16 protein-coding genes are annotated in these 20,514 nt (G+C 48.5%); 11 read left to right on the top strand and 5 right to left on the bottom strand.

Going from position 1 to position 20,514, the window contains the following annotated elements; all coding sequences use genetic code 11:
• Positions 1-10 precede the first annotated feature (10 nt).
• The 6 genes from ACYVF1_RS12480 to ACYVF1_RS12505 all read left to right on the top strand — a co-directional run bounded on the left by ACYVF1_RS12480 (position 11) and on the right by ACYVF1_RS12505 (position 6,515).
• Entirely contained in the window at positions 11-1,960 is a 1,950-nt protein-coding gene (locus ACYVF1_RS12480) for a family 16 glycoside hydrolase (RefSeq protein WP_461079129.1), read from the top strand.
• Between the two features lie 159 nt (positions 1,961-2,119).
• Positions 2,120-3,403 carry a glycoside hydrolase family 71/99-like protein gene (locus ACYVF1_RS12485; protein WP_461079131.1) on the top strand — a complete coding sequence of 428 codons (1,284 nt, stop codon included), beginning with the start codon at positions 2,120-2,122 and terminating at the stop codon, positions 3,401-3,403.
• Positions 3,404-3,567: 164 nt separating this feature from the next.
• Positions 3,568-4,713, top strand: a complete 1,146-nt coding sequence (gene mnmA / locus ACYVF1_RS12490) for a tRNA 2-thiouridine(34) synthase MnmA (RefSeq protein WP_461079133.1) — start codon at positions 3,568-3,570, stop codon at positions 4,711-4,713.
• Positions 4,714-4,806: 93 nt separating this feature from the next.
• A complete protein-coding gene (locus tag ACYVF1_RS12495) occupies positions 4,807-5,511 on the top strand; it encodes a 3-keto-disaccharide hydrolase (protein ID WP_461079135.1) in 705 nt (234 codons plus the stop codon).
• A 22-nt stretch (positions 5,512-5,533) separates the two neighbouring features.
• On the top strand, positions 5,534-5,788 hold the full coding sequence (locus tag ACYVF1_RS12500) for a hypothetical protein (RefSeq protein WP_461079137.1): 255 nt from the start codon (positions 5,534-5,536) through the stop codon (positions 5,786-5,788).
• A gap of 58 nt (positions 5,789-5,846) precedes the next feature.
• Complete coding sequence (locus tag ACYVF1_RS12505; RefSeq protein ID WP_461079139.1) at positions 5,847-6,515, top strand: HAD family hydrolase; 669 nt, start codon at positions 5,847-5,849, stop codon at positions 6,513-6,515.
• A 31-nt stretch (positions 6,516-6,546) separates the two neighbouring features.
• Here ACYVF1_RS12505 and ACYVF1_RS12510 read toward each other — a convergent pair whose 3' ends face one another.
• Positions 6,547-9,678 (bottom strand): leucine-rich repeat domain-containing protein, encoded by a 3,132-nt coding sequence (locus ACYVF1_RS12510; RefSeq protein WP_461079141.1) that lies wholly within the window; start codon positions 9,676-9,678, stop codon positions 6,547-6,549.
• 187 nt (positions 9,679-9,865) lie between these two features.
• On the opposite strand from ACYVF1_RS12510, the gene ACYVF1_RS12515 reads away from it, so the two are divergent.
• From ACYVF1_RS12515 to ACYVF1_RS12535, 5 genes are all read left to right on the top strand, one after another.
• Positions 9,866-10,909 carry an agmatine deiminase family protein gene (locus ACYVF1_RS12515; RefSeq protein WP_461079143.1) on the top strand — a complete coding sequence of 348 codons (1,044 nt, stop codon included), beginning with the start codon at positions 9,866-9,868 and terminating at the stop codon, positions 10,907-10,909.
• A 154-nt stretch (positions 10,910-11,063) separates the two neighbouring features.
• On the top strand, positions 11,064-11,753 hold the full coding sequence (locus ACYVF1_RS12520; protein ID WP_461079145.1) for a hypothetical protein: 690 nt from the start codon (positions 11,064-11,066) through the stop codon (positions 11,751-11,753).
• A gap of 135 nt (positions 11,754-11,888) precedes the next feature.
• Positions 11,889-14,240, top strand: a complete 2,352-nt coding sequence (locus ACYVF1_RS12525; protein WP_461080744.1) for a peptidylprolyl isomerase — start codon at positions 11,889-11,891, stop codon at positions 14,238-14,240.
• Between the two features lie 82 nt (positions 14,241-14,322).
• On the top strand, positions 14,323-15,699 hold the full coding sequence (locus tag ACYVF1_RS12530; RefSeq protein ID WP_461079147.1) for a peptidylprolyl isomerase: 1,377 nt from the start codon (positions 14,323-14,325) through the stop codon (positions 15,697-15,699).
• 156 nt (positions 15,700-15,855) lie between these two features.
• A complete protein-coding gene (locus ACYVF1_RS12535; RefSeq protein ID WP_461079149.1) occupies positions 15,856-16,818 on the top strand; it encodes an AAA family ATPase in 963 nt (320 codons plus the stop codon).
• Between the two features lie 106 nt (positions 16,819-16,924).
• On the opposite strand, the gene ACYVF1_RS12540 is transcribed toward ACYVF1_RS12535, so the two are convergent.
• The 4 genes from ACYVF1_RS12540 to hydA form a co-directional block, all read right to left on the bottom strand.
• Positions 16,925-17,092 carry a hypothetical protein gene (locus tag ACYVF1_RS12540; RefSeq protein WP_461079151.1) on the bottom strand — a complete coding sequence of 56 codons (168 nt, stop codon included), beginning with the start codon at positions 17,090-17,092 and terminating at the stop codon, positions 16,925-16,927.
• Positions 17,093-17,150: 58 nt separating this feature from the next.
• Positions 17,151-18,155 carry an ABC transporter ATP-binding protein gene (locus ACYVF1_RS12545; RefSeq protein WP_461079153.1) on the bottom strand — a complete coding sequence of 335 codons (1,005 nt, stop codon included), beginning with the start codon at positions 18,153-18,155 and terminating at the stop codon, positions 17,151-17,153.
• Between the two features lie 4 nt (positions 18,156-18,159).
• Positions 18,160-19,026, bottom strand: coding sequence for a nitrilase-related carbon-nitrogen hydrolase (locus ACYVF1_RS12550; protein ID WP_461079155.1), 867 nt, complete (start codon positions 19,024-19,026; stop codon positions 18,160-18,162).
• A gap of 79 nt (positions 19,027-19,105) precedes the next feature.
• A complete protein-coding gene (gene hydA, locus ACYVF1_RS12555) occupies positions 19,106-20,488 on the bottom strand; it encodes a dihydropyrimidinase (protein ID WP_461079157.1) in 1,383 nt (460 codons plus the stop codon).
• Positions 20,489-20,514: the final 26 nt, after the last annotated feature.

The following is a 20,514-nucleotide window of genomic DNA, read 5'->3' on the forward strand; positions in this document are numbered from 1 at the left end:
AACTCACTTTGTGAAAAATCTACTGTCTTGTCTCCTGTTGCTCAGTGTTACCGCTACGTTCGGGCAGTCGGGTGCGTCGGACGCTAAAGCTGGAAGCGGACTAACGTTTGTTCCAGATGTTACGTTTAAAGGCTCCAACCTCAACGGCTGGCACTCACTGGGGCAAGCCAACTGGCGAGCCGAAAACGGTGAACTAGTCGCTACGTTGAAATCTGGGGCTCAGTCAGGCTATCTGCTGCTCGACCGTTCCTATCAGGACGTAGGATTTCATGCACAATTCCGCTGTATTGGCGGGAGCGAAACGGGGGTATTGTTTCGGCTGGAGAAAACAGCCGAGGGGCTGAAAGGAATCCTGGTATCGATTCGGGAGACAGAAGTTGGTTCTTACCGCGTTACGTTGGATGCTCAGGGGCGCGAGTTGACGCGTGAGAAGTTACGTTCGGCGGGAAGCATTGTTCGACTGGCCCCTCCGCCCAAACCTAATGAAACTACCAATAATGCAGCCGCAAATCGAAACCGACGTCCAGCTTATTTTGGGCTAAAACTGCCCATTTCCCGCGTAGAAAGCAGCTTTCGCCCGAATGACTGGAATCAGGTCGAAATTTTCCTGGACAACAACATCATCCGCACATTCCTCAACGATAGTGGCGAAATGGCCGGGGGTGCAGCCGACGAAGAGGCCGGTCGATACGGTCCTATCGCGTTGTATGCGAGTGGCACCGGCGAAGTTCGGTTCAAGGATGTCAGCTATAAAGATGCGGCCATACGCACCATGCCTACGGAGAAAACGTCGGCCCGTTTTCAGGTGCAACGTATCAATGATATGTACTATTCCTGGGGCGCCGGTGCGGGTGATTTCAACCGGGATGGCAATACCGACGTAGTGGCCGGTCCTTATATTTACTATGGCCCTGATTTTACCCAGTCGCGGGAAATTTATCCGGCTTTTTCATTCAATCCGTCGAAAGAGTTTACGGACGTTAATTGCCAGTACGCTTACGATTTTAATGGCGACGGCTGGACGGACATTCTGACGGGGCCACCCCGTGCTACGTTGTATCTGAACCCCAAGGGCGAATCGCGTCGCTGGGACAAGTTCGAGGTCGTGGTTCCTGTCCAGACGGAAGTCTCGTTGTTTAAAGACATTGATAATGACGAAAAACCCGAATTGATTTACGGGGCGGAGGGTGAACTTCGCTACGCCAAACCCGATCCAGCCGACCCAACGAAACCCTGGATTGTGCATGCTGTCTCCGAAAAAGGCTATTTTCTGGCGCACGGCATTGGTATTGGCGACATTAACGGCGACGGACGTATCGACCTGGTTAATCCGAACGGCTGGTGGGAGCAGCCAACCGCTGATAGCCTTGGGAAATTATGGAATTATCACCCGGAAGCCTTTGCCCGATACGGTCACCGGGGGCCGGGCGTAGGCGGTAGCATGATGGCCGTGTACGATGTCAACGGCGACAAACTAAACGACGTAGTGACGGGCCTGAATGCTCATGGTTTTGGCTTAGGCTGGTATGAACAGCAACGTAGCGCCGACGGTAAAGTCTCATTCGTACAACACATCATTAGCGACGATTTCTCCACGAAAAACGCGGGCAACGTAACGTTTTCGCAACCCCACGGCTCGACGCAAGCCGATGTCGACGGCGATGGTATTCCCGATTTTATTGTAGGAAAACGCTACTGGTCGCACCTGGACAACTACTTCGACCCCGACCCATACGGGCCTCCGGTGCTGTACTATTACCGAACCGTTCGTAACCCGAAAGCACCGGGTGGTGCTGAGTTTATTCCCGAACTGATTCACAATCGATCGGGTGTCGGATCAGACGTATTGGCTACCGACCTGAATAAGGATGGCGCAATCGATATCGTTACGTCCACCGATCGCGGTACGTTTATTTTCTGGAATCAGAAAGGACAAAAGCAAAGCCGCAAGACGAATTAACGGCGTAACGTAGCACTATGTCTAATTAATCTGTCAACACAGAAAGGCAAAACCTACCCGCTACCGAGCAATCCATAGTAAAATATCTATACCATCCAGACACTAAACGAGTTAGTAAAACCCAGAACAAATGGGCGTTAAACCAGCCCCCTTATCATTATGAAAAAGAGATTACTCCTCTCCTTTAGCTGTTGGCTGCTGGTCACCATTGTTTGTAAAAGCCAGTTGACCGAAGTTAAATACGACGAAAAAGGTTGCCTTTACACCAGTTACAAAGGCTTGGTAATGGCCGGTTATCAGGGCTGGTTTGCGGCTCAGGGCGATGCCTCTGATCGTGGCTGGTATCACTATCAGAAACGGGGCAAATTCGAACCCGGTTTTGCATCAATTGACTTCTGGCCTGATGTGAAAGAATATACGACTACCTATAAAACAGCTTTTCAATTTGCCGACGGAAGCCCGGCAACACTTTATAGCCCCTACGACGAAAGCAGTGTCGATCTGCATTTCAAATGGATGAAGGAGTATGGTATTGATGGTGTGTTCATGCAGCGTTTTCTAGCCGAAGTGAAGTCAGAAAAAGGTAAACGGCATTTTAACAAAGTGCTGGAAAATGCCCTGAAAGCGTCCAAAAAATATGGTCGTGCTATCTGCATTATGTACGATCTGAGTGGCTCAACCTCGGCAGATATGGATTTGCTGGTAAAGGATTGGGAGGAAGTGCAGCAACTTTTTTCACTGTTCAACAACAAGCAGAATCCGACGTATCTGCGGCATAACGGTAAACCACTCCTCGCCATCTGGGGCGTGGGTTTCAACGATGGCCGCCGATACACGACCGCCGATATTCAGGCGCTGGTGGATCGGGTTAAAGGCCCGACAAAGAAAACGTCGGTTCTGCTCGGAGTGCCTTATTACTGGCGGACAATGACCAAAGACACCGAAGCGTCGGATTTGCTCCATCCGCTCATCAAAAGTGCTGATATTATTATGCCCTGGGCGGTAGGTCGTTATAAACCTGAAACCTATGCGAACGTAGCGGGCAGTACGTTGTCAGAGGACGTAGCATGGTGTAAGTCCGCAAAAGTTGACTACGTACCGCTGGTCTTTCCAGGATTTAGCTGGGGCAATCTCAAAAACAACCGCAGTGTCTACAACCAGATTCCTCGTCTGGAAGGCGACTTCCTCTGGCAACAGGTCGCTGGAGCAAAAACAGCGGGTGCTCAGAGTCTTTACGTAGCGATGTTTGATGAAGTTGACGAAGGAACCGCCATTTTCAAAACCCACAAAGAAGGCGATTTGCCCTTGAATGGCGAAGGAAAATTCGTTGGTATCGAATCGAACCTGGATTCGGATTATTACCTCTGGCTTACCGGGCAGGCGGCACAGTGGCTTCACGGCAAAAAAGGATATTCTTCCCAAAAGCCAGTTCGCAGCAAATAAACGTAGTGCAGATTTTAGGCGTTGAAATTTACAGTTGCTAAAGAACTAAACTTAAATCGAAACTAAGCCGAAGCTGATTATTGTTGGTACCTTTGCGCGTTAGTTATAGTAGACTAACTTAATCACAGAAAATCGGAGGGCTTTGAACCCTTGCGGATACAACAATGAGCAAACACGGACGAATTCTGGTCGCCATGAGTGGCGGCATCGATTCTTCGCTGGCAGCAGTATTGCTACACGAAGAAGGCTACGAGGTTATTGGAATGACCATGAAAACCTGGGATTATGCCTCATCAGGCGGTTCCAAAAAAGAAACGGGCTGTTGCAGTCTCGACAGTATCAACGACGCCCGCAATATTGCCGTCAGCCTGGGATTTCCTCACTACATTCTGGATATACGGGAAGAATTCGGCGACTACGTCATCGACCATTTTACCGGCGAATACCTCGAAGGCCGTACCCCAAACCCTTGCGTGTTGTGCAATACGCACATCAAATGGGATGCCCTTCTCCGCCGGGCCGACCGTCTCGATTGCGAGTCCATCGCCACCGGGCACTATGCGCATATTCGGGAAGAGAACAATCGGTTCGTGCTCTCGAAAGGCGTTGATACGTTAAAAGATCAATCTTACGTGCTCTGGGGCGTATCGCAGGAAAGCCTGAGCCGGACAAAGTTACCGTTGGGTCACCTGCGGAAATCCGAGATTCGGGAGATGGCGAAAGAACGGGGCTTTATTGAACTGGTTACTAAATCAGAATCTTACGAAATCTGTTTCGTCCCCGATAATGACTATCGTGGTTTTCTGAAACGACGCATGCCGGGACTGGAAGCCGAGGTTGCCGGAGGCAATTTCGTGATGGAAGGGACTGGTAAAATTCTGGGCAAGCACCAAGGTTACCCGTTCTATACCATTGGCCAACGGAAAGGACTGGGTATGGCATTCGGACAACCTATGTTTGTTACCGAAATCCGGAAAGAAACAAATGAAGTTGTGCTGGGCGTGGACAAGGATTTGCTACGCGATGGCATGATTGTCCGTAAACTGAACTTACAGAAATACGACCAGATTGCCGGGCCACTCGAAACCGTTACGAAAGTGCGCTACAAAGATCCCGGTACGTCGGCAATTATTTCGCAAATCGCCGATGATGAGATTGAGGTACGTTTCCATGAAGGCGTTTCGGCCATCGCACCGGGACAGGCTGCCGTTTTTTACGAAGGCGACGACGTAATAGGTGGCGGCTGGATCATGAAAAGCTTCCGTCAGCAGGATGCCGAAGCGCAACGTAGTGAAGCACAATTCGTTTAGACGTAACAATGAACGTAGCACCCGATACGTATCGGGTGCTACGTTACGTTAAATTGGCACGGTCATTCTCTTTATAGAGCAAACTTTCTACCAATGAAAAAAAATCTGCTGATAGCGATTGTCCTGATTAGTCTTGCGCACACCCTTTTTGCTCAGGCACCAACCAGTTCAGCCCCCAAAGGTCACCCGAATCCTAGTGGCCCCGGCTGGAAATCGCTTTTCGGTCCTGATTTATCGGAAGCTTCCTTCCCGAAGGGCGTGTGGGACTTTGATGATGATGGTGCTCTAACAGCTACTGCCGATAAAACCATCTGGACCAAAGTTCCTTACGATGATTTTGTACTAGACTTGTTCTTTAAAACCGCCAACGGTACGAATAGTGGTGTGGTTGTCCATGCCAGTGATACCACCGACTGGATTCCTAATGCGGTAGAAATCCAGATTGCGGACGACTACGCCCTAAAATTGCCTGACACGCCAACGAATACGCAATGTGGCGCTTTCTTTGGGCATCAGGCACCTACCAAAAAAGGCGTTGTTAAGCAGCCCGGCGAATGGAACCGCTATACCATTACGTGCCAAGGGAAAATGATTTACGTTGTGTTGAATAATCAGCTCATCAACACAATTGACCTGTCTAAATTTACATCGGCCAAGACCAACCCTGATGGCACTGCCGTACCGGAATGGCTTAGCAAACCTCCGGCCGAACTGCCGCTACGGGGCTACATTGGCTTGCAGGGCAAACACGCCGGCGCACCCATTTATTTCAGAAATATCAAGATTAAACCCCTTTAGTCAGAACCGGGATTTAGATAGTATGTCAACAGAACCTGAAACTCGTCATAGCCACGTTTTACCCGAACTGCGGTTTTCGCTTAGCTTACTCTACATAGGCCGTTTGTTGTTGGGTATGACGCCTTCATTACCCAATCAGGACGATAAGCTGGACGCGTTTGACGAACGTATTGAAAGCGTTACGGATGAGCTGGTTTCCACTGAGTTATTGCATGAGGCAGCCATTCTGGCAGGAAATATCCTGCCCGACGTATCACTCGACAATCGCGTTAATTAACCCGTGATGCGCTTTATTTGCGCTTTCAGGCGTTTTCGCTGACTTTACAACCTGTCTCATGGCCAATGCTCCTTTTGCCGCTCTGTTCGATATGGACGGCGTTTTAGTTGCCAATACCAATTTCCACATCAATGCCTGGCTTCAGTTTGCGCACAAGCATGATCGACCACTAACGCTGGAGCAATACGTCGAAAACATTAACGGGCGCGTTTCTGCGGATTCGATGGCCTACGTTTTTCAGCGCCCAATCTCGCCCGGCGAACTGATTGTGCTGACTGAAGAAAAGGAAGCTATTTACCGGGAATTGTATAGGCCGCATCTTCAGCCTGCGCCGGGGTTAATTGATTTTCTGAACGCGTTAAAGGCGCAGCATGTCAAATTAGCGGTTGGTACGTCGGCTCCGGAAAGTAATGTTCATTTTACGCTTGATGGCCTTTCACTACGTCCTTATTTCGATGCCATTGTGGACGCCAGTATGATTCATCACGGCAAGCCCAATCCTGAGATCTATCTGACAGCCGCCGAGCGTGTGAACGTATCACCGGATCGCTGCGTGGTGTTTGAAGACGCCCTTGCGGGCATTGAAGCAGGCCTTCGGGCAGGTATGGTTGTGATCGCCCTTGCCACGACGCACACACGTGATGAATTGGCGGATACTGGCGCTACGTTGATCGTAGATGATTTTACGCAATTGACGGTTGATTCCGTTCAGAAGCTGCTACGTTAGTCTATTCAGTATTTGCCCTTCGTTAACCGACTTACGGCTTTGTCAGTCGTTCTTTGACCAGGTCGGTAAGCTGACGAAGGGCAGTTATTTTTTCGGGAGATAATTTAGTTCTGGTCAGCCAATTGTCGAACAAATCAAAACTCCAGCCATACACTCGGGCGGGGTGCTTGGCCAGATAATCCGTAAAGTGAGTGGTGGCCTGCGTTTCGGTCTTTTCGTTTTGAACGATGGACAAACAAGTGGACAGGTACTCTTTTAATATCTCGAAACCATCCCGAAGCTCTTTGTCGTCCACTTTGTTCATGGCGTTCTTTGCTTGTGTATATCGGCCGGTTAGTAGTCCTAATTCAACAGCGGTCAGGCGAATGCCCGGATCGGAGTAGGGTAGTTTTTCATACAGATCCATTGCTTTACTAAAGCTGGAATCGGCCTCGGCCTGTTTCTCTTTTAAGGCCAGATATCGTCCTTTCTCCGTATAAATCAACCCACTAAGTGGCGTTTGGTCGAGGATTGGTACGTATCGTTCGGCCTGTGTTATGGCCTTGAGCGCATCATCCTGTTTTCCCAGAATGCCCATAATTGCAGCTTTCTGTTGCCAGTACGTAGCCAGGTTTCGATTTACACCCAATGTGTCCATAAGTTTATCCTTCCGGAGTTGCGGAGCGTATTGAATGGCTTTATCGTAATCGGCTAGTGCCTCGGCGTATTCTTTTCTAAAAAAATGCATACTAGCCCGCTGGGCATACGGCATGGACAAAATGGTATCAGGAGCATAGTCAATCGCCTTCTCCAAAGCACTCATTGCTCCCGACCAATCGCGCGTTCCGGCTTTCTGGGCAGCTAATTGCTGGTAAGCCATCGTTACCCGTCGATTGGGTTTACGCAAGCTTCCTAGTGGCAGCAGTCCAGCGTCGACAAAACCCACACGCAGGCCTTCTTTATCGTAAAAATCCCGATTCAACATGTCCGGAAGTTGATTCCCCCATAACGAAACGGCATTTAGTTTGGGAGCGTCCAGAATATTGACGGGTAGTTCAGTCAGTAAATTATTATGCAACCGCAACAGGCTCCAGTTAACATCTTTCCAGGAAAGAGCTGGTAAACGGCTGATATTGCATTCGGTGAGGCTCAGGGTAAATAACTTGTTCAGTTTAGCCAATTTTAAGAACGTATCGTCGGCATCGAGCTGGGGTTGCCGCTCAATAGCTATATTCCAAAGGCTGGTACAATAAACCAGGCTATCGGGTAGTAGCTGCAATCCGCCAGTACTTCCTTCCGTTACCTTATCTTTCCCTGTGATTCTCAGAGTAATAAGTTTTGTTAACCGTCCAATTGAATTAGGCAATCCTTCCAGCTTGTTTCGATCTAAAGAAAGATTCATTACGTCCTGCCAGCGGCCAATGCTGTTTGGTAAAGCAATTAACTCATTGTTACTCAGCGTTACCTGGCGAAGTTTGGTTAAGGCACCTATATTTTCGGGCAAAAGTCGTATCTGAGTTCCCATGATCGAGAGCGTTTCCAGATTACGCAATTCACAAATTGACGATGGTAATTCGGTTATTGGGTTTGCATCAATCGACAATTCTTTCAGTTTCACAAGCCCTCCCCAATCTGCCGGTAACGTAGTTAGTGAATTCGTACCAATCTGTAAGGTATAGAGGTTTTTCAAGCGAGAAATACTGCCTGGCAGACTTTTTAAGCGATTATTACCAATAAACAACACCTCCAGAGAATCGATCTGTCCAACACTGTTCGGCAATTCCTGCAACTTATTATTATGAAGCGATAGAAAATGAAGTTTCCGGAGTCTCCCAATATCATCAGGCAGCCGTTCCAGGTTATTATCAACAACGTTTAACGATCTCAAGTCCACCAGTCGGCTCAGCGATGCTGGTAATTGAGTCAGTTTATTTCGGGACGCCTGTAATGAGGTTAATTTCACCAATTGACCTAAATCATCAGGCAAGGTAGTTAGCTGATTTCCAATAACATTCAACTGATTTAACGAATGCATTTGCCCGAGATCAGGCAATCGAACTAACTTATTCCCGTCCAGACGCAACTCTTGCAGGGCAGTTAACTGGCTGATATCAGCAGGCAGCGACTCCAGTCCGCAATTGTTCAGAGACAAACTTTTCAACTGACGTAACGCCCCTATTCTAACGGGCAATCGATCCAGTTTCAGATTTTCGATACGTAGTTCCGTCAGTTGAATCAACTGACTAAGGCACTCAGGAGCTTTTAGTAGCGTTCCCCGCCCCAAAATCCGTAATGTGCGTAAGTTTGATAATGCACAAATGCCTGTCAGATCAATTGGTTGATTAAGTTGAATCGTGAGCCGTTCCAGATTCGACAGACTGGCGAAATCATTGGCATTTAGTACCAGTTCTGCATTATTGAGCAGATTAAACTCTTTAAGATTACTTAATCGATTCAGATTCAATTTTCGTAACTCACAGATATTATCTATCGTCAATATTTTCAGCCCGGGAAGTCCATTGATCGTTTGCTGGAACGTAGTGGTATCGACCTTGAAAGCCACCAGCGACAATTCGTTTAATTGTTTTAAGTTACTGAATGACTGCTGGTTAATAATCCAGTTTTGACCAGTAATTTTCAACGCTTCCAATTGGCTCAGCTTATTCAGATCAAGTAGTACCGTATTGGTTGACGGTATATACATCTGATTAAGGTCAAGCATTTTTAGACCCGACACCTTTTCTATAGACGATTGCCAAAGGCGATAATCGCCATTGAGCCGTATGTCGGTCAGTTTTGAAAATCGCTGGATTTTTTCGGGTACAGTCAATAGCTGAGCGCGATCTTTTTTATTCCCTTTTGATGGGGCTTCAAAAACAATTAACCGCTCCAGAGAGGACCAGTCCTGAATAACCTGAAATAAAGAATCTGTCTGCCCAGTTGTTAACCCATTCAGATTTAACAGACGTACCGTTTTCAGTTGACTTAACGTAGCGATATTACTCTTTTTCCAGACCTCTTTATCGATTGATAATGCATCGATCTTTCGCCCCTCTTTAGCCTGTTGAAGCAATTCATCGAAGGTTTCGTAGGTGTAGTCATCACGATTGGAATAAGTACTTATCGAGTACTCAGAAGGTTTGTAAATGGGATGCCAGATACGTAATCGATCGAGTTCTGACAAAGGTTTTTGGGTCGGCTGAGCTATGCTTTCTATGGACCAGATCAGGAGAAGGTTAGCTAGACTGAACCATCGGGTTTTCCTGTTGAACAGCATATTTTGTGTATTTTTGCAGTTGTGTCTATAATGCTCACCCGAATATACAACCGTTGGTTGAATCGGCAACTCAACCATAAATCGCACTGATTAAATGTCTTTTATACCTGCCCGTGAGGGCTTTTTCTTTCCGTCAGAGTGGCATCCGCACGTAGCAACCTGGCTTAGCTGGCCACATACCGAAGCATCCTGGAGCAGCGAACGTCAGGAATTGATGTTTCCGGCTTATATCGACTTCATAAAAGCCATTGCTGAAAGCGAACAAGTATGCATCAATGCTCACAACGACATTGTGATACAGGCCGCAAAGCTGCGTCTGCTGGCTGCCGGAGTCGATATGAGCCGCATTACGCTCCTACCCCACCCGACCAACGATTCGTGGTGTCGCGACCACGGCCCGGCGTTTCTCATCAATCCCGAAAAAGGCGAGCGAATGATTGTCAATTGGGGGTATAATGCGTGGGGTGGTAAATATCCTCCCTACGACCGCGACGACCTGATTCCCATCGAGATTGCGCACTATCGGAAACTGGAATACGTAACGCCGGGCATAATCATGGAAGGTGGTTCGGTAGAATTTAACGGAGCGGGAACGGTGCTTACCAGTCGGGCCTGCCTGCTTAACCAGAACCGGAACAGTCAGCTGACGCAGGAGAAAATCGAGCAATATCTGTGCGACTACTACGGTGTTCAGCAGGTGCTTTGGGTGGAAGAAGGTATCGTGGGCGATGATACCGACGGCCACATCGACGATACGGTACGTTTCGTGAACGAAGACACCGTTCTAGCCGCCTACGAGCCAAACGCCAACGACGACAATTACCCGTTTTTGCAGGAAATCCACCACGAGCTAAAGCAGATGCGATTGTTGAATGGCAAACAACTCAACATTGTCGAACTACCCATGCCCGACCCGGTTGTGAGTGATGGCTTACGCTTGCCGGCCTCTTACGCTAATTTCCTGATTACGAACGGTTCTGTTATCGTACCAACCTTTCGTTGCGCGAAAGATCAGCCGGCCTTGGACATTATCGGCCAGTGCTTCCCGGATCGTAAAGTCGTCGGCATCGACTCAACTGATATAGTTTGGGGATTAGGAAGTTTTCACTGCCTGAGCCAGCAGGAACCCAGTATCTGAACCGGGATTTAGCTGATTGATTAGGTGATTCAAAGAAGCGAGAAACAAAATCCAGAAAATCCATCAATCTGCTAAATCCCGGTTCAGACACCCGGTTCAGACATTCCCTAAAATCCTAAAAATCCCGGCCGTGTCGGCGGTCCGATCAGACAATATGCGCCAATACCTTCTCTCCCTCCTAGTTCTCCTGAGCAGCTGCGCCCGTCAGCCTATGTTCAGGGCTGAATTGGTGCCCCGTTCGCTGAAAGCTACGAATCTGGAAGAAACTATCAGTCGGCACGATGAGCTGATGATGGCTTATTCGCTTACGAGTTATGATGCTCAGAATAAGCCCGTTGGCGTTGTAAATGGCGGATGGGGCGTGGGGTCTCTACGGAAAAATCAACAATTGGATTTACAAGCGGCTGGCACGGGAAAAGCGAAGCCAATCAGCCTGGAATTGCCTAAAAATGGACGTATTGTGGCTTCGGTTGTTCTGATAGAAGTGGATGACTATAGCCGGGCTAAAGAAACCATGGCAAAGATTCAGCAGGTTCACAACGTAGTGGCGATTCCGGTGGGTTTGCTGGTAGCCGCCACTGAAGTGCTTACACCATTGAAGTACGTATCGGCGGGTCTGATGGCAACCGGCGTAGGGCTGAAACTGGTTGACAAACTCGACGACGATGATTTATTGGGCCAAAGCAGTATGGAACTTCGCGAGGCCGATGTGCGCCAGAAAAAACAACGGTTTGTACACGTACCGGCTGAGTTCACCGGGCGACATATGCGCGACGCCTTTGCCTATCGACTGGAGTACGACATTCTGCTGAACACCGCGAAAATCCGGCCGGTTCGCCAATAAGCTACCGTCTGAATCGTTGATAATCATAGCGAATGTTTTTTCTGGAAACTTGGTTTTCAAAAAATGGCAGGTATTCGCAAATCGGTTGCCAACGCCAAACCCACAATCTATAACCCTATTTTTTTACCCGACGCTATGCGCCATTTCACAGGAGGTATTCTGCTGGCACTGCTCGTAACGGCCTGTAAAACACCAGCGCCAATTGTGCAGCAAGCACCCCCGAAACCTGTTATTCTATCGCTTGGAAACAAGTCATTTACAACCGACGATTTTTTCCAGTCGTTCACAAAAAATCAGCTCTCTTCCGACTCGACTCAACGTACTGACGTAAAAGAGTATTTTGATTTATACACGAATTTGAAACTGAAAGTGCTGGCCGCCGAGGCCGAAGGGCGTGACACAACCGAAGCATTTCGGGAAGAAATGGCCACGTACCGCAAACAGCTAGCGCAGTCGTATTTAACGGATAAAGTACTGGTTGAATCGATGGCGGCCGAAGCGTACCAGCGCATGCAGGAAGAAGTCAACGTATCGCATATCCTGATTCCTGTATCGGAAGATGCACTGCCCGCCGATACAACTAAAGCTTACGAAACAGCACTGTCGTTACGTAAACAGGCATTAGCCGGTGCCGATTTTGCCCAATTAGCCCGCGATCATTCTCAGGATGCCAGGACGGCTCAGAACGGAGGAAGTCTGGGCTATGTGTCGGCCTTCGGCATCTTTTATCCCCTCGAAACAGCGGCTTATACCCTATCCAACGGTAGTATTTCGCAACCGGTACGTACCCGATTTGGCTACCATCTTGTCAAAGTAAACGGGCGCCGTCCCAGCCGTGGACGGGTACGTGTAGCGCATATTCTGGTACGTATCAGCCCCAGCGCCGACGAAGCCGGTCAGAAAGCGGCCCAGGAACGTATCGATGCGGCTTATGCTCGTCTGCAGGCAGGAGAATCATTTGACGTAGTTTGTCGGGACGTATCAGATGACGCTACGTCGAAAACCAATGGTGGCGCTTTGCCCATCTTCGAACCAGGGCGTTGGGTGCCAGCCTTCGAAGATGCTGCTTTCGCCCTGGCCAAACCGGGCGATTATTCAAAACCAGTCAAGACTAATTACGGCTGGCATATCATTAAACTCATCGAACGAAAGGGATTGGAACCTTATGCAACAATGGCCCCTTCGTTACGTCAGCGCGTCACCACCGACAGTCGGGCCGACGTAGTACGGCAGGCTACCATTCAGCGGCTCTGGACTGCGTATACGGTTCAGGAAATGGCTCCCGTTCTCGAACAGGCCCTTACCAAAGCCGACAGCACTTTACTACGTGGTCAGTGGCGGTATACCGAACCTCTCGACCCGACACTTCAGAACAAAACCATTCTTACGATTGCGAATCAGCCTTACACGGTCAACCAGTTTTTTGCGTATGTCCGGCAGCGGCAACAACCCCAGCGAAATCCGGTCATGGCGGCCAACGCGTCGGCTGGTGAAATCACGGCTACCGGTTCGCCAATGATAGCCATGCGTCGATTATTTGACCGGTTTGTGGGCGACCAGTTGATGGCCGTTGAAGAGCAGAATCTGGACAAAAAATCGCCGGAATTCCGGGCGCTTCTGAATGAAATCCGTGACGGGGTACTGCTTTCGCAGGTGATGGAACAGAATGTCTGGGAACGCTCAATGGTCGATTCGACGGGACAGCGACAGTATTTTGAACAGAACAAAGCGAAATACACGTATCCGGAACGCGCTGTTGCTACGATCCTGGTTGCCTCAACCGACAGCTTACTTCGCCAGTCAACAACAACCCTTTCGGGTAAGCCACCTTATCAGCTTCGACGGTCGGCAGCCACATTGCCTTTCGAAAAAGGGCAGACAATTCTGACAGCCCGCCAGCGCGAAAGTTTGTTCGATATTGTTGTGATAATGAGTAACAATCCGAACTACGTTATTGAAGTAACGGGTTCACACGACCCATCCGAACGTGATTCGGTATCGGCGGGGCGCATCCGTTCGGTGGTTGGTTATTTACAGAAAAATGGGGTGGCGCTACGTCGTATTATGGAAAAAGATTACCAGGGTGCACGGCCCGGAGCGAGTAGAGATGACCAGCGGAACGTAACGTTTCAATATTTTACTACGGCCCGAGAGGATGTTATCAAGACCCTGAATAGTAAGAACGCTACTACGTCGATTCCGTCGCCAATCACCATAACGACAGGCACTTACGCCGAAGGTGAATCTCCCTATCTGAATGCCATCGAACAGTGGAAAGTAGGTGCTACGTTCATTCGGGTGAACAACAAGCCCACAGCCGTTATTATTGACCGGATCGAACCAGCGCGCGCGAAGACGTTTGCCGAAGCGCGCGGAACGGTTATCAACGAATATCAGGCAGTTCTCGAAAAGCAATGGCTGGCTCAGCTCCGACAAGCCTACCCAGTGAAAGTGAATGAAGAGGAAATCCGGAAACTGGCCAAGTAACAAGGGTTCGGTTGGTGACCAAAGCAGTTATAAAATTTGTTAAAACACAGATGGCCTGCCTTTCTGTGCGTATCTTTAAAACATGAAAAAAGTAATCAGTAGTGCGCTCGTTATTTTGGTTGGTTGGGTTCTAACCTCACCTACCTTCGGGCAGGGACAGGGCATCAGCCTCAATAAAATTATCGCCAAGGTAGATAATTACTACGTGCTACGTTCCGATCTGGAAGAAGCTTACCAGTCGTATGTAGGTCAGAATCAGACACCTCCACAAAAATGTCAGATACTCGAAAGCCTGGTCATCAATAAAATGATGTTGGCTAAAGCTGAGATTGACTCCGTTGTCGTCGACGATAAGATTGTCGATCTCGAACTCGATCAGCGGATGCAGTACATGATCCAGCAATTTGGTTCGGAGAAGAACATTGTGGAGGCCTACGGAAAAAGCCTGGAAATGCTGAAAAGCGAACTGCGGACACAGGTTAAAGACCAGAAGATTGTTCAGAAAATGCAGCAAAAAATTACGACCGACGTAAAAGTTACTCCGCGCGAGGTTCGTAAATTTTTCGAAGCTATTCCAAGAGACAGCCTTCCCTACATGCCTGCCGAAGTTGAAGTTGGCCAAATCGTACGCTTTGCCAAACCAACTAAAGAACAGAAAGATGCGCTTCGGCAACGACTACTCGATATCAAAAAACGGGTCGAAAATGGGGAAGATTTCGGTAAACTAGCCAAAGAAACGTCGGAAGACGTAGGTTCGGCGGAACGTAACGGCGATCTGGGATTTGCGAAACGAGGCACGATGGTGGCTCCTTTCGAAGGTGCCGCTTTGAAGTTAAAGCCCAACGAGATGTCGGATGTGGTTGAATCTGAGTTTGGTTTGCACCTCATCCAACTCATCGAGACGCGGGGTGCCGAATACCACGCCCGCCATATTCTGTTACGTCCCGACTACAACCGCCTGGACCTAAGCGGCCCAACGAAATACCTGGACAGCCTGCGGAATCTTATCCAGATCGATTCACTCAAGTTTGATAAAGCTGCCCACGATTATTCAGAAGACAAAGCGACTGCCGATGCTGGTGGCCTGATACGTGACCAACAGACGAATAGCACCCGCCTGCCTATGGACCAAACCATGGAATATGCCCTGTTTCAGATGCTCGACACCATGCAGGTAGGTAGTATTTCGAAGCCTTTGCCTTACCGTACTGAAGATGGTAAAAGTGCGGTACGATTGTTGTATTTCAAGGCCAAGACGGCTCCACATACGGCTGAATACTCGAAAGATTTTGAGAAATTGCAAACCGTTGTTCTTCAAAACAAAAAGAACCGAGCCATTGACGACTGGTTTAAAAAATCGGTTGCTGACGTCTATATAACTGTTGACCCCGAATTCCAGAACTGCCGAATATTTGGCACCACGCAGAATAGTGCGGCCAGTACAGGCGGAAATGAATAAGGAGTTGTAAGGCTATATACCGGGCTGCCGATGCGGTTTTAATGTTATAGCGTTAGAAAGTTTGCAGGTAACGTATCATCCACCTTACAACTCTTTAACCTTACAACGTTATACCTTTACAACATTACAACTTTACAACCTTATAACTGAACCATTGTGCCTTACTCATCAGATGTAGCTGCTGCCGAAGCCCTGACTAGCTCTTACCAGAAACTAAAAAATGAGATTTCAAAAGTCGTTATCGGTCAGGATGATACCGTTCGGCTTTTATTAACGGCCATTTTCTGCCAGGGTCACTGTCTGCTGGTTGGTGTGCCCGGACTAGCCAAAACCCTACTGATCCAGACCATCGCCAGTGCTCTCCACCTCGATTTCAACCGCATTCAGTTCACGCCCGATTTGATGCCTTCCGATATTCTGGGTTCAGAAACTCTCGATCAGGAACGTAATTTCAAATTCATTAAAGGGCCTGTTTTTGCCAATATCATTCTGGCCGACGAAATCAACCGGACACCACCTAAAACGCAATCGGCCCTGCTTGAAGCTATGCAGGAGTATGCGGTAACCATTGCCGGTCAGAAATATGATCTGGGCCGCCCTTTCTTCGTACTGGCTACTCAAAACCCAATCGAACAGGAAGGTACATATCCTCTACCGGAAGCCCAGCTCGACCGGTTTATGTTCAATATTTACCTAGATTATCCCTCGTATCAGTCAGAACTGGATATTGTAAAAAACACCACTTCCGACAAACTGTACGACGTTCAACGGGTAATTACGAGTGAGGAAATTCGGGAATTCCAACATCTGGTACGTCGCGTACCTGTGGTTGATAACGTAGTAGAATATGCGGTGAGCTTGGTGCATAAAACTCGTCCTAATACCGATAAAGCTTCCTCAGATGCTAATCAGTACCTGGAATGGGGCGCTGGTCCACGTGCTTCGCAGGCGTTAATTCTGGCGGCCAAATGCAATGCCTTGTTAACGGGCAAGTATTCGCCGGATATTGAAGACGTAAAGGCGGTTGCCCTGCCGATCCTGCGCCACCGGGTTGTCCGAAACTTTAAAGCTGAGGCCGAAGGTATTTCCGTTGAGCAGTTGATCAAGCGACTGCTTTAAATAGCTGTAAAGCTGAAAACTGAAGGGTTATTAAGTTGGCTGACGCATGAATTGCTTTCGCGTCAGCCAACTTAATAACCCTTCAGTTTTTCAGCTTTACAGCTATTTAGTCTTCATCATTTTCTTTATTCGATTTCGCCAGGTAATCGTCTTCGCCCATACCGGTTGAATTGTCGTCTACACCGGTTGGTTTTACGTTCTCCGTTTTTTCACTGACTAATACGTCAGCTTTTCCATTCGGTTCGTCCTTTTCTACTTGTTCGTCGCGGTTCATAACGTTGTTGAGTTTGTTACCCAAAACAACTACGTCCTGCCTGAATAGTTACTAAAAATTAGCTTTTGACCTGCCATATATCATTTGGTGAAATGGCGATAGCAACGGTTTGGCCACGCTGCAGGTCACTACGTTCGGTTAGCAGTCGCAGCGATACGTAGCGTGAAACCTCTACGTCGATTTCGTAATGACTTCCCTTAAAGTAAATCGCCCGAATTACAGCCGGAATTCCTGATTCCAAAAGTTTTATTCGCTCCGGACGCAGGCAGATTAACTCCGTTGAAAGTTCTAACTCAGACAATCCGAGCAATTGACAATATTTTGCTTTGACGATGTTAACCGGACCGGTCATCCGCGCAGCATAAGCATTTGCGGGATGATGATAAACATCGACGGGAGCGCCAGTCTGAATCAGTTTCCCATCGCACAGAATACCCAACGTATCAGCAATCGACAGCGCGTCAGTTGCGTCGTGCGTCACAATCAGGCAGGCGGTAGCTGTTTCGTCAGTGGTGTCGTGACGTACCAGATCAAATAATAAATCACGAACAATGAGCCGGTTAGGTAAGTCGAGATGACTAAATGGTTCGTCGAGCAGCAGTAGAGCCGGTTTGTCGGCAATGGCGCGGGCAATGGCCGTGCGTTGCTTCTCTCCGCCAGATACCTGACGGGGAATTCGGTCCTGCACGTCGGTTAACCGGCAGAGTTTCAGCAGTTGGTTTACCCGAAAATCGCGGTAGCTTTTCTCGAAAAAACGTAGCGCATAAGCGATATTTTCACGTACTGATACGTTCGGCATCAGCTGGTATTCCTGATGCACCAATCGAATGGACACGTGACCCGGCACCAGCACTTCCAACGGCCCTTTCACACGCTCCCCGTTGAGCCGAACTTCACCCGAATCGACATCGGCTAACCCCGCCAATAGATTCAATAACGTACTTTTTCCCGAACCACTCGCGCCGACTAGCGCCATGATACGTCCCGGCTCCAGGCTGAATGATACGTTCCGCACCGCCCGAACATCCGTATAGGATTTGGTAAGTTTAGTAGCTGTTAACAAGCGGCTATAACTCTACCAGTTTGTCATAAGTTTCCGGTCGCCGATCGCGGAAAAATTGCCAGACGCTACGTACTTCGTCGATCATATCGAGGTCGAAATCAGCAATCAGCAATTCATCTTTATCTTCCGACGCGCTGGCAAAAATCTGACCGCGCGGGTCAACAAAATAAGACGTACCATAGAACCGCCCAAGGTTCCAGGGCTTCTCCTCCCCTACCCGGTTGATGCAGCCCATGAAATAACCGTTGGCCGCAGCATGTGCGGGTTGCTCTAATTTCCACAAGTATTGTGAAAGTCCAGCCACCGTTGCCGATGGATTGTACACAATTTCCGCTCCGTTCAGACCCAGGCAACGTGCCCCATCCGGAAAATGGCGGTCATAACAGATGTAAACGCCTATTTTTGCGTACTGCGTCTGAAAAACCGGATAACCGAGATTTCCGGGTTTAAAGAAAAATTTCTCCCAAAAACCGGACGTATGCGGAATGTGATTCTTTCGGTATTTGCCTAGATACGTACCGTCGGCATCGATCACCGCAGCCGTATTGTAAAGCACTCCAGCCTGCTCTTTTTCATAAATCGGAACAATCATGACCATGCTATATTTCTTCGCATACTCGGCCATCCGTTCGGTGGTTGGCCCTGGCACCGTTTCCGCAGATTTATACCACTCCGAATTTTGTCCCGGACAGAAATAAGGGGTATTAAAAATCTCCTGTAAGCACAGAATCTGCACCCCTTTCTGACCGGCTTCTTCAATAAGCGGCAGGTGCTTTTGCACCATCGCTTCTTTAATTTCATCAATAGAGCCCTCGCCTTCGGTCTTCGGCAGGCTCATCTGTATCAATCCCGATTTTATGATTCTTGGCATGTTTATTTAGTTTAGGGGTAGAGGGGTAAGGACGGAGAGACAAGCTAATCCCATGCCCTTATCCCTCTGCCCTATGGTATTAAATCTTCCCGCTTACTTTGTTACGTTTAATAAACTGACCGTACCCCTTATCTACCAGGCACTTGTCGTCGTCGATGGCGACGGTGCCACGTAGCAGTACGGTTTTTACTTTGCCCGTCAGCTTCCAGCCTTCATAGGCCGAATAATCGACATTCATATGGTGCGTTTTGGCTGAAATGGTGTGCATTTCATTTGGATCGAAGATAACAATATCGGCATCGCTCCCTACAGCAATAGTTCCTTTTTTGGGGAACATACCGAATATTTTGGCGGGGTTCGTACAGGCCACTTCTACGTATTTGTTTAAGGTGATTTTTCCCTTGTGAACGCCCTCGCTATAGAGTAATTCCATCCGATTTTCGATAGCCGGATGCCCGTTCGGAATTTTGGAGAAGTCATCTTTCCCCATCTGCTTCTGCTCCCACATAAACGGACAGTGGTCGGTGGCAACAACCTGAACGAGACCCTGATTAATACCGGCCCACAAGGTTTGCTGGTCTTTCTTTTCCCGCAACGGCGGACTCATGACCCATTTCGCGCCTTCAAAATCTTCCCCGTAAAGAGACGCATCCAGGGTCAGGTATTGAATGCAGGTTTCAACAAACACTTTCTGATTTCGTCGGGTCGCATTACGTACCGCGTTCAGTGCCCCTTCACACGTCAGGTGAACGATGTAGCCGGGGCAGCCGGTGTAATCAGCCATATCGGTAAAACGGCCACTAGCTTCACCCTCAGTAACTTCAGGTTGAGATAAATAATGGTAGCGTGGCGACAACTTTCCTTCGGAACGGTGTTTGGCCGTGAGGTAGTCAATGACGTCGCCGTTGGTGGCGTGAACCGTTACCATGCCGCCTTGCTTTTTCACTTCCTGCATCAGACCGACCATCTGTCGGTCGTCAATCATGAGAGCGCCTTTATAAGCCATAAAGGTTTTGAACGACGTAATACCTTCGTTCTCAACCATCTCTTTAATTTCAGCTTTCGAACTATCGTTGAAATCAGTAACGGCCATATGAAAACTGTAATCGCCCACCGCCGTACCCTTAGCGCGGGAATTCCATTCGGCAAGAGCTTCTTTTAAGGAATGCCCTTGTTTTTGCAGGACAAAATCAATGACCGTCGTTGTTCCTCCGAATAGAGCCGCCCGCGTTCCCGTCTCGTGCGTATCGCTCGAAAACGTACCCATAAACGGCATTTCTAAATGGACGTGCGGATCAATACCTCCCGGAAAAACCAGCTTCCCCGACGCGTCGATGACTGTATCGGCTTCCACTGTGAGATTCTTTCCTATTGTCGAAACCGTTTCTCCCTCGATGAAAATATCCGCAACGTAATCGTCAGAAGCCGTAATAATCCGGCCATTTTTTATCAGTACAGACATAGTAATTATTAACTTTTCTCAACAGG

It is taken from the genome of Spirosoma flavus (assembly GCF_054778555.1).

Coding starts and splice junctions, on each gene's coding strand:
- ACYVF1_RS12485 (WP_461079131.1), top strand. CDS start 2,120: ATGAAAAAGAGATTACTCCTCTCCTTTAGCTGTTGGCTGCTGGTCACC.
- mnmA (WP_461079133.1), top strand. CDS start 3,568: ATGAGCAAACACGGACGAATTCTGGTCGCCATGAGTGGCGGCATCGAT.
- ACYVF1_RS12495 (WP_461079135.1), top strand. CDS start 4,807: ATGAAAAAAAATCTGCTGATAGCGATTGTCCTGATTAGTCTTGCGCAC.
- ACYVF1_RS12500 (WP_461079137.1), top strand. CDS start 5,534: ATGTCAACAGAACCTGAAACTCGTCATAGCCACGTTTTACCCGAACTG.
- ACYVF1_RS12505 (WP_461079139.1), top strand. CDS start 5,847: ATGGCCAATGCTCCTTTTGCCGCTCTGTTCGATATGGACGGCGTTTTA.
- ACYVF1_RS12515 (WP_461079143.1), top strand. CDS start 9,866: ATGTCTTTTATACCTGCCCGTGAGGGCTTTTTCTTTCCGTCAGAGTGG.
- ACYVF1_RS12520 (WP_461079145.1), top strand. CDS start 11,064: ATGCGCCAATACCTTCTCTCCCTCCTAGTTCTCCTGAGCAGCTGCGCC.
- ACYVF1_RS12525 (WP_461080744.1), top strand. CDS start 11,889: ATGCGCCATTTCACAGGAGGTATTCTGCTGGCACTGCTCGTAACGGCC.
- ACYVF1_RS12530 (WP_461079147.1), top strand. CDS start 14,323: ATGAAAAAAGTAATCAGTAGTGCGCTCGTTATTTTGGTTGGTTGGGTT.
- ACYVF1_RS12540 (WP_461079151.1), bottom strand. CDS start 17,092: ATGAACCGCGACGAACAAGTAGAAAAGGACGAACCGAATGGAAAAGCT.
- ACYVF1_RS12550 (WP_461079155.1), bottom strand. CDS start 19,026: ATGCCAAGAATCATAAAATCGGGATTGATACAGATGAGCCTGCCGAAG.
- hydA (WP_461079157.1), bottom strand. CDS start 20,488: ATGTCTGTACTGATAAAAAATGGCCGGATTATTACGGCTTCTGACGAT.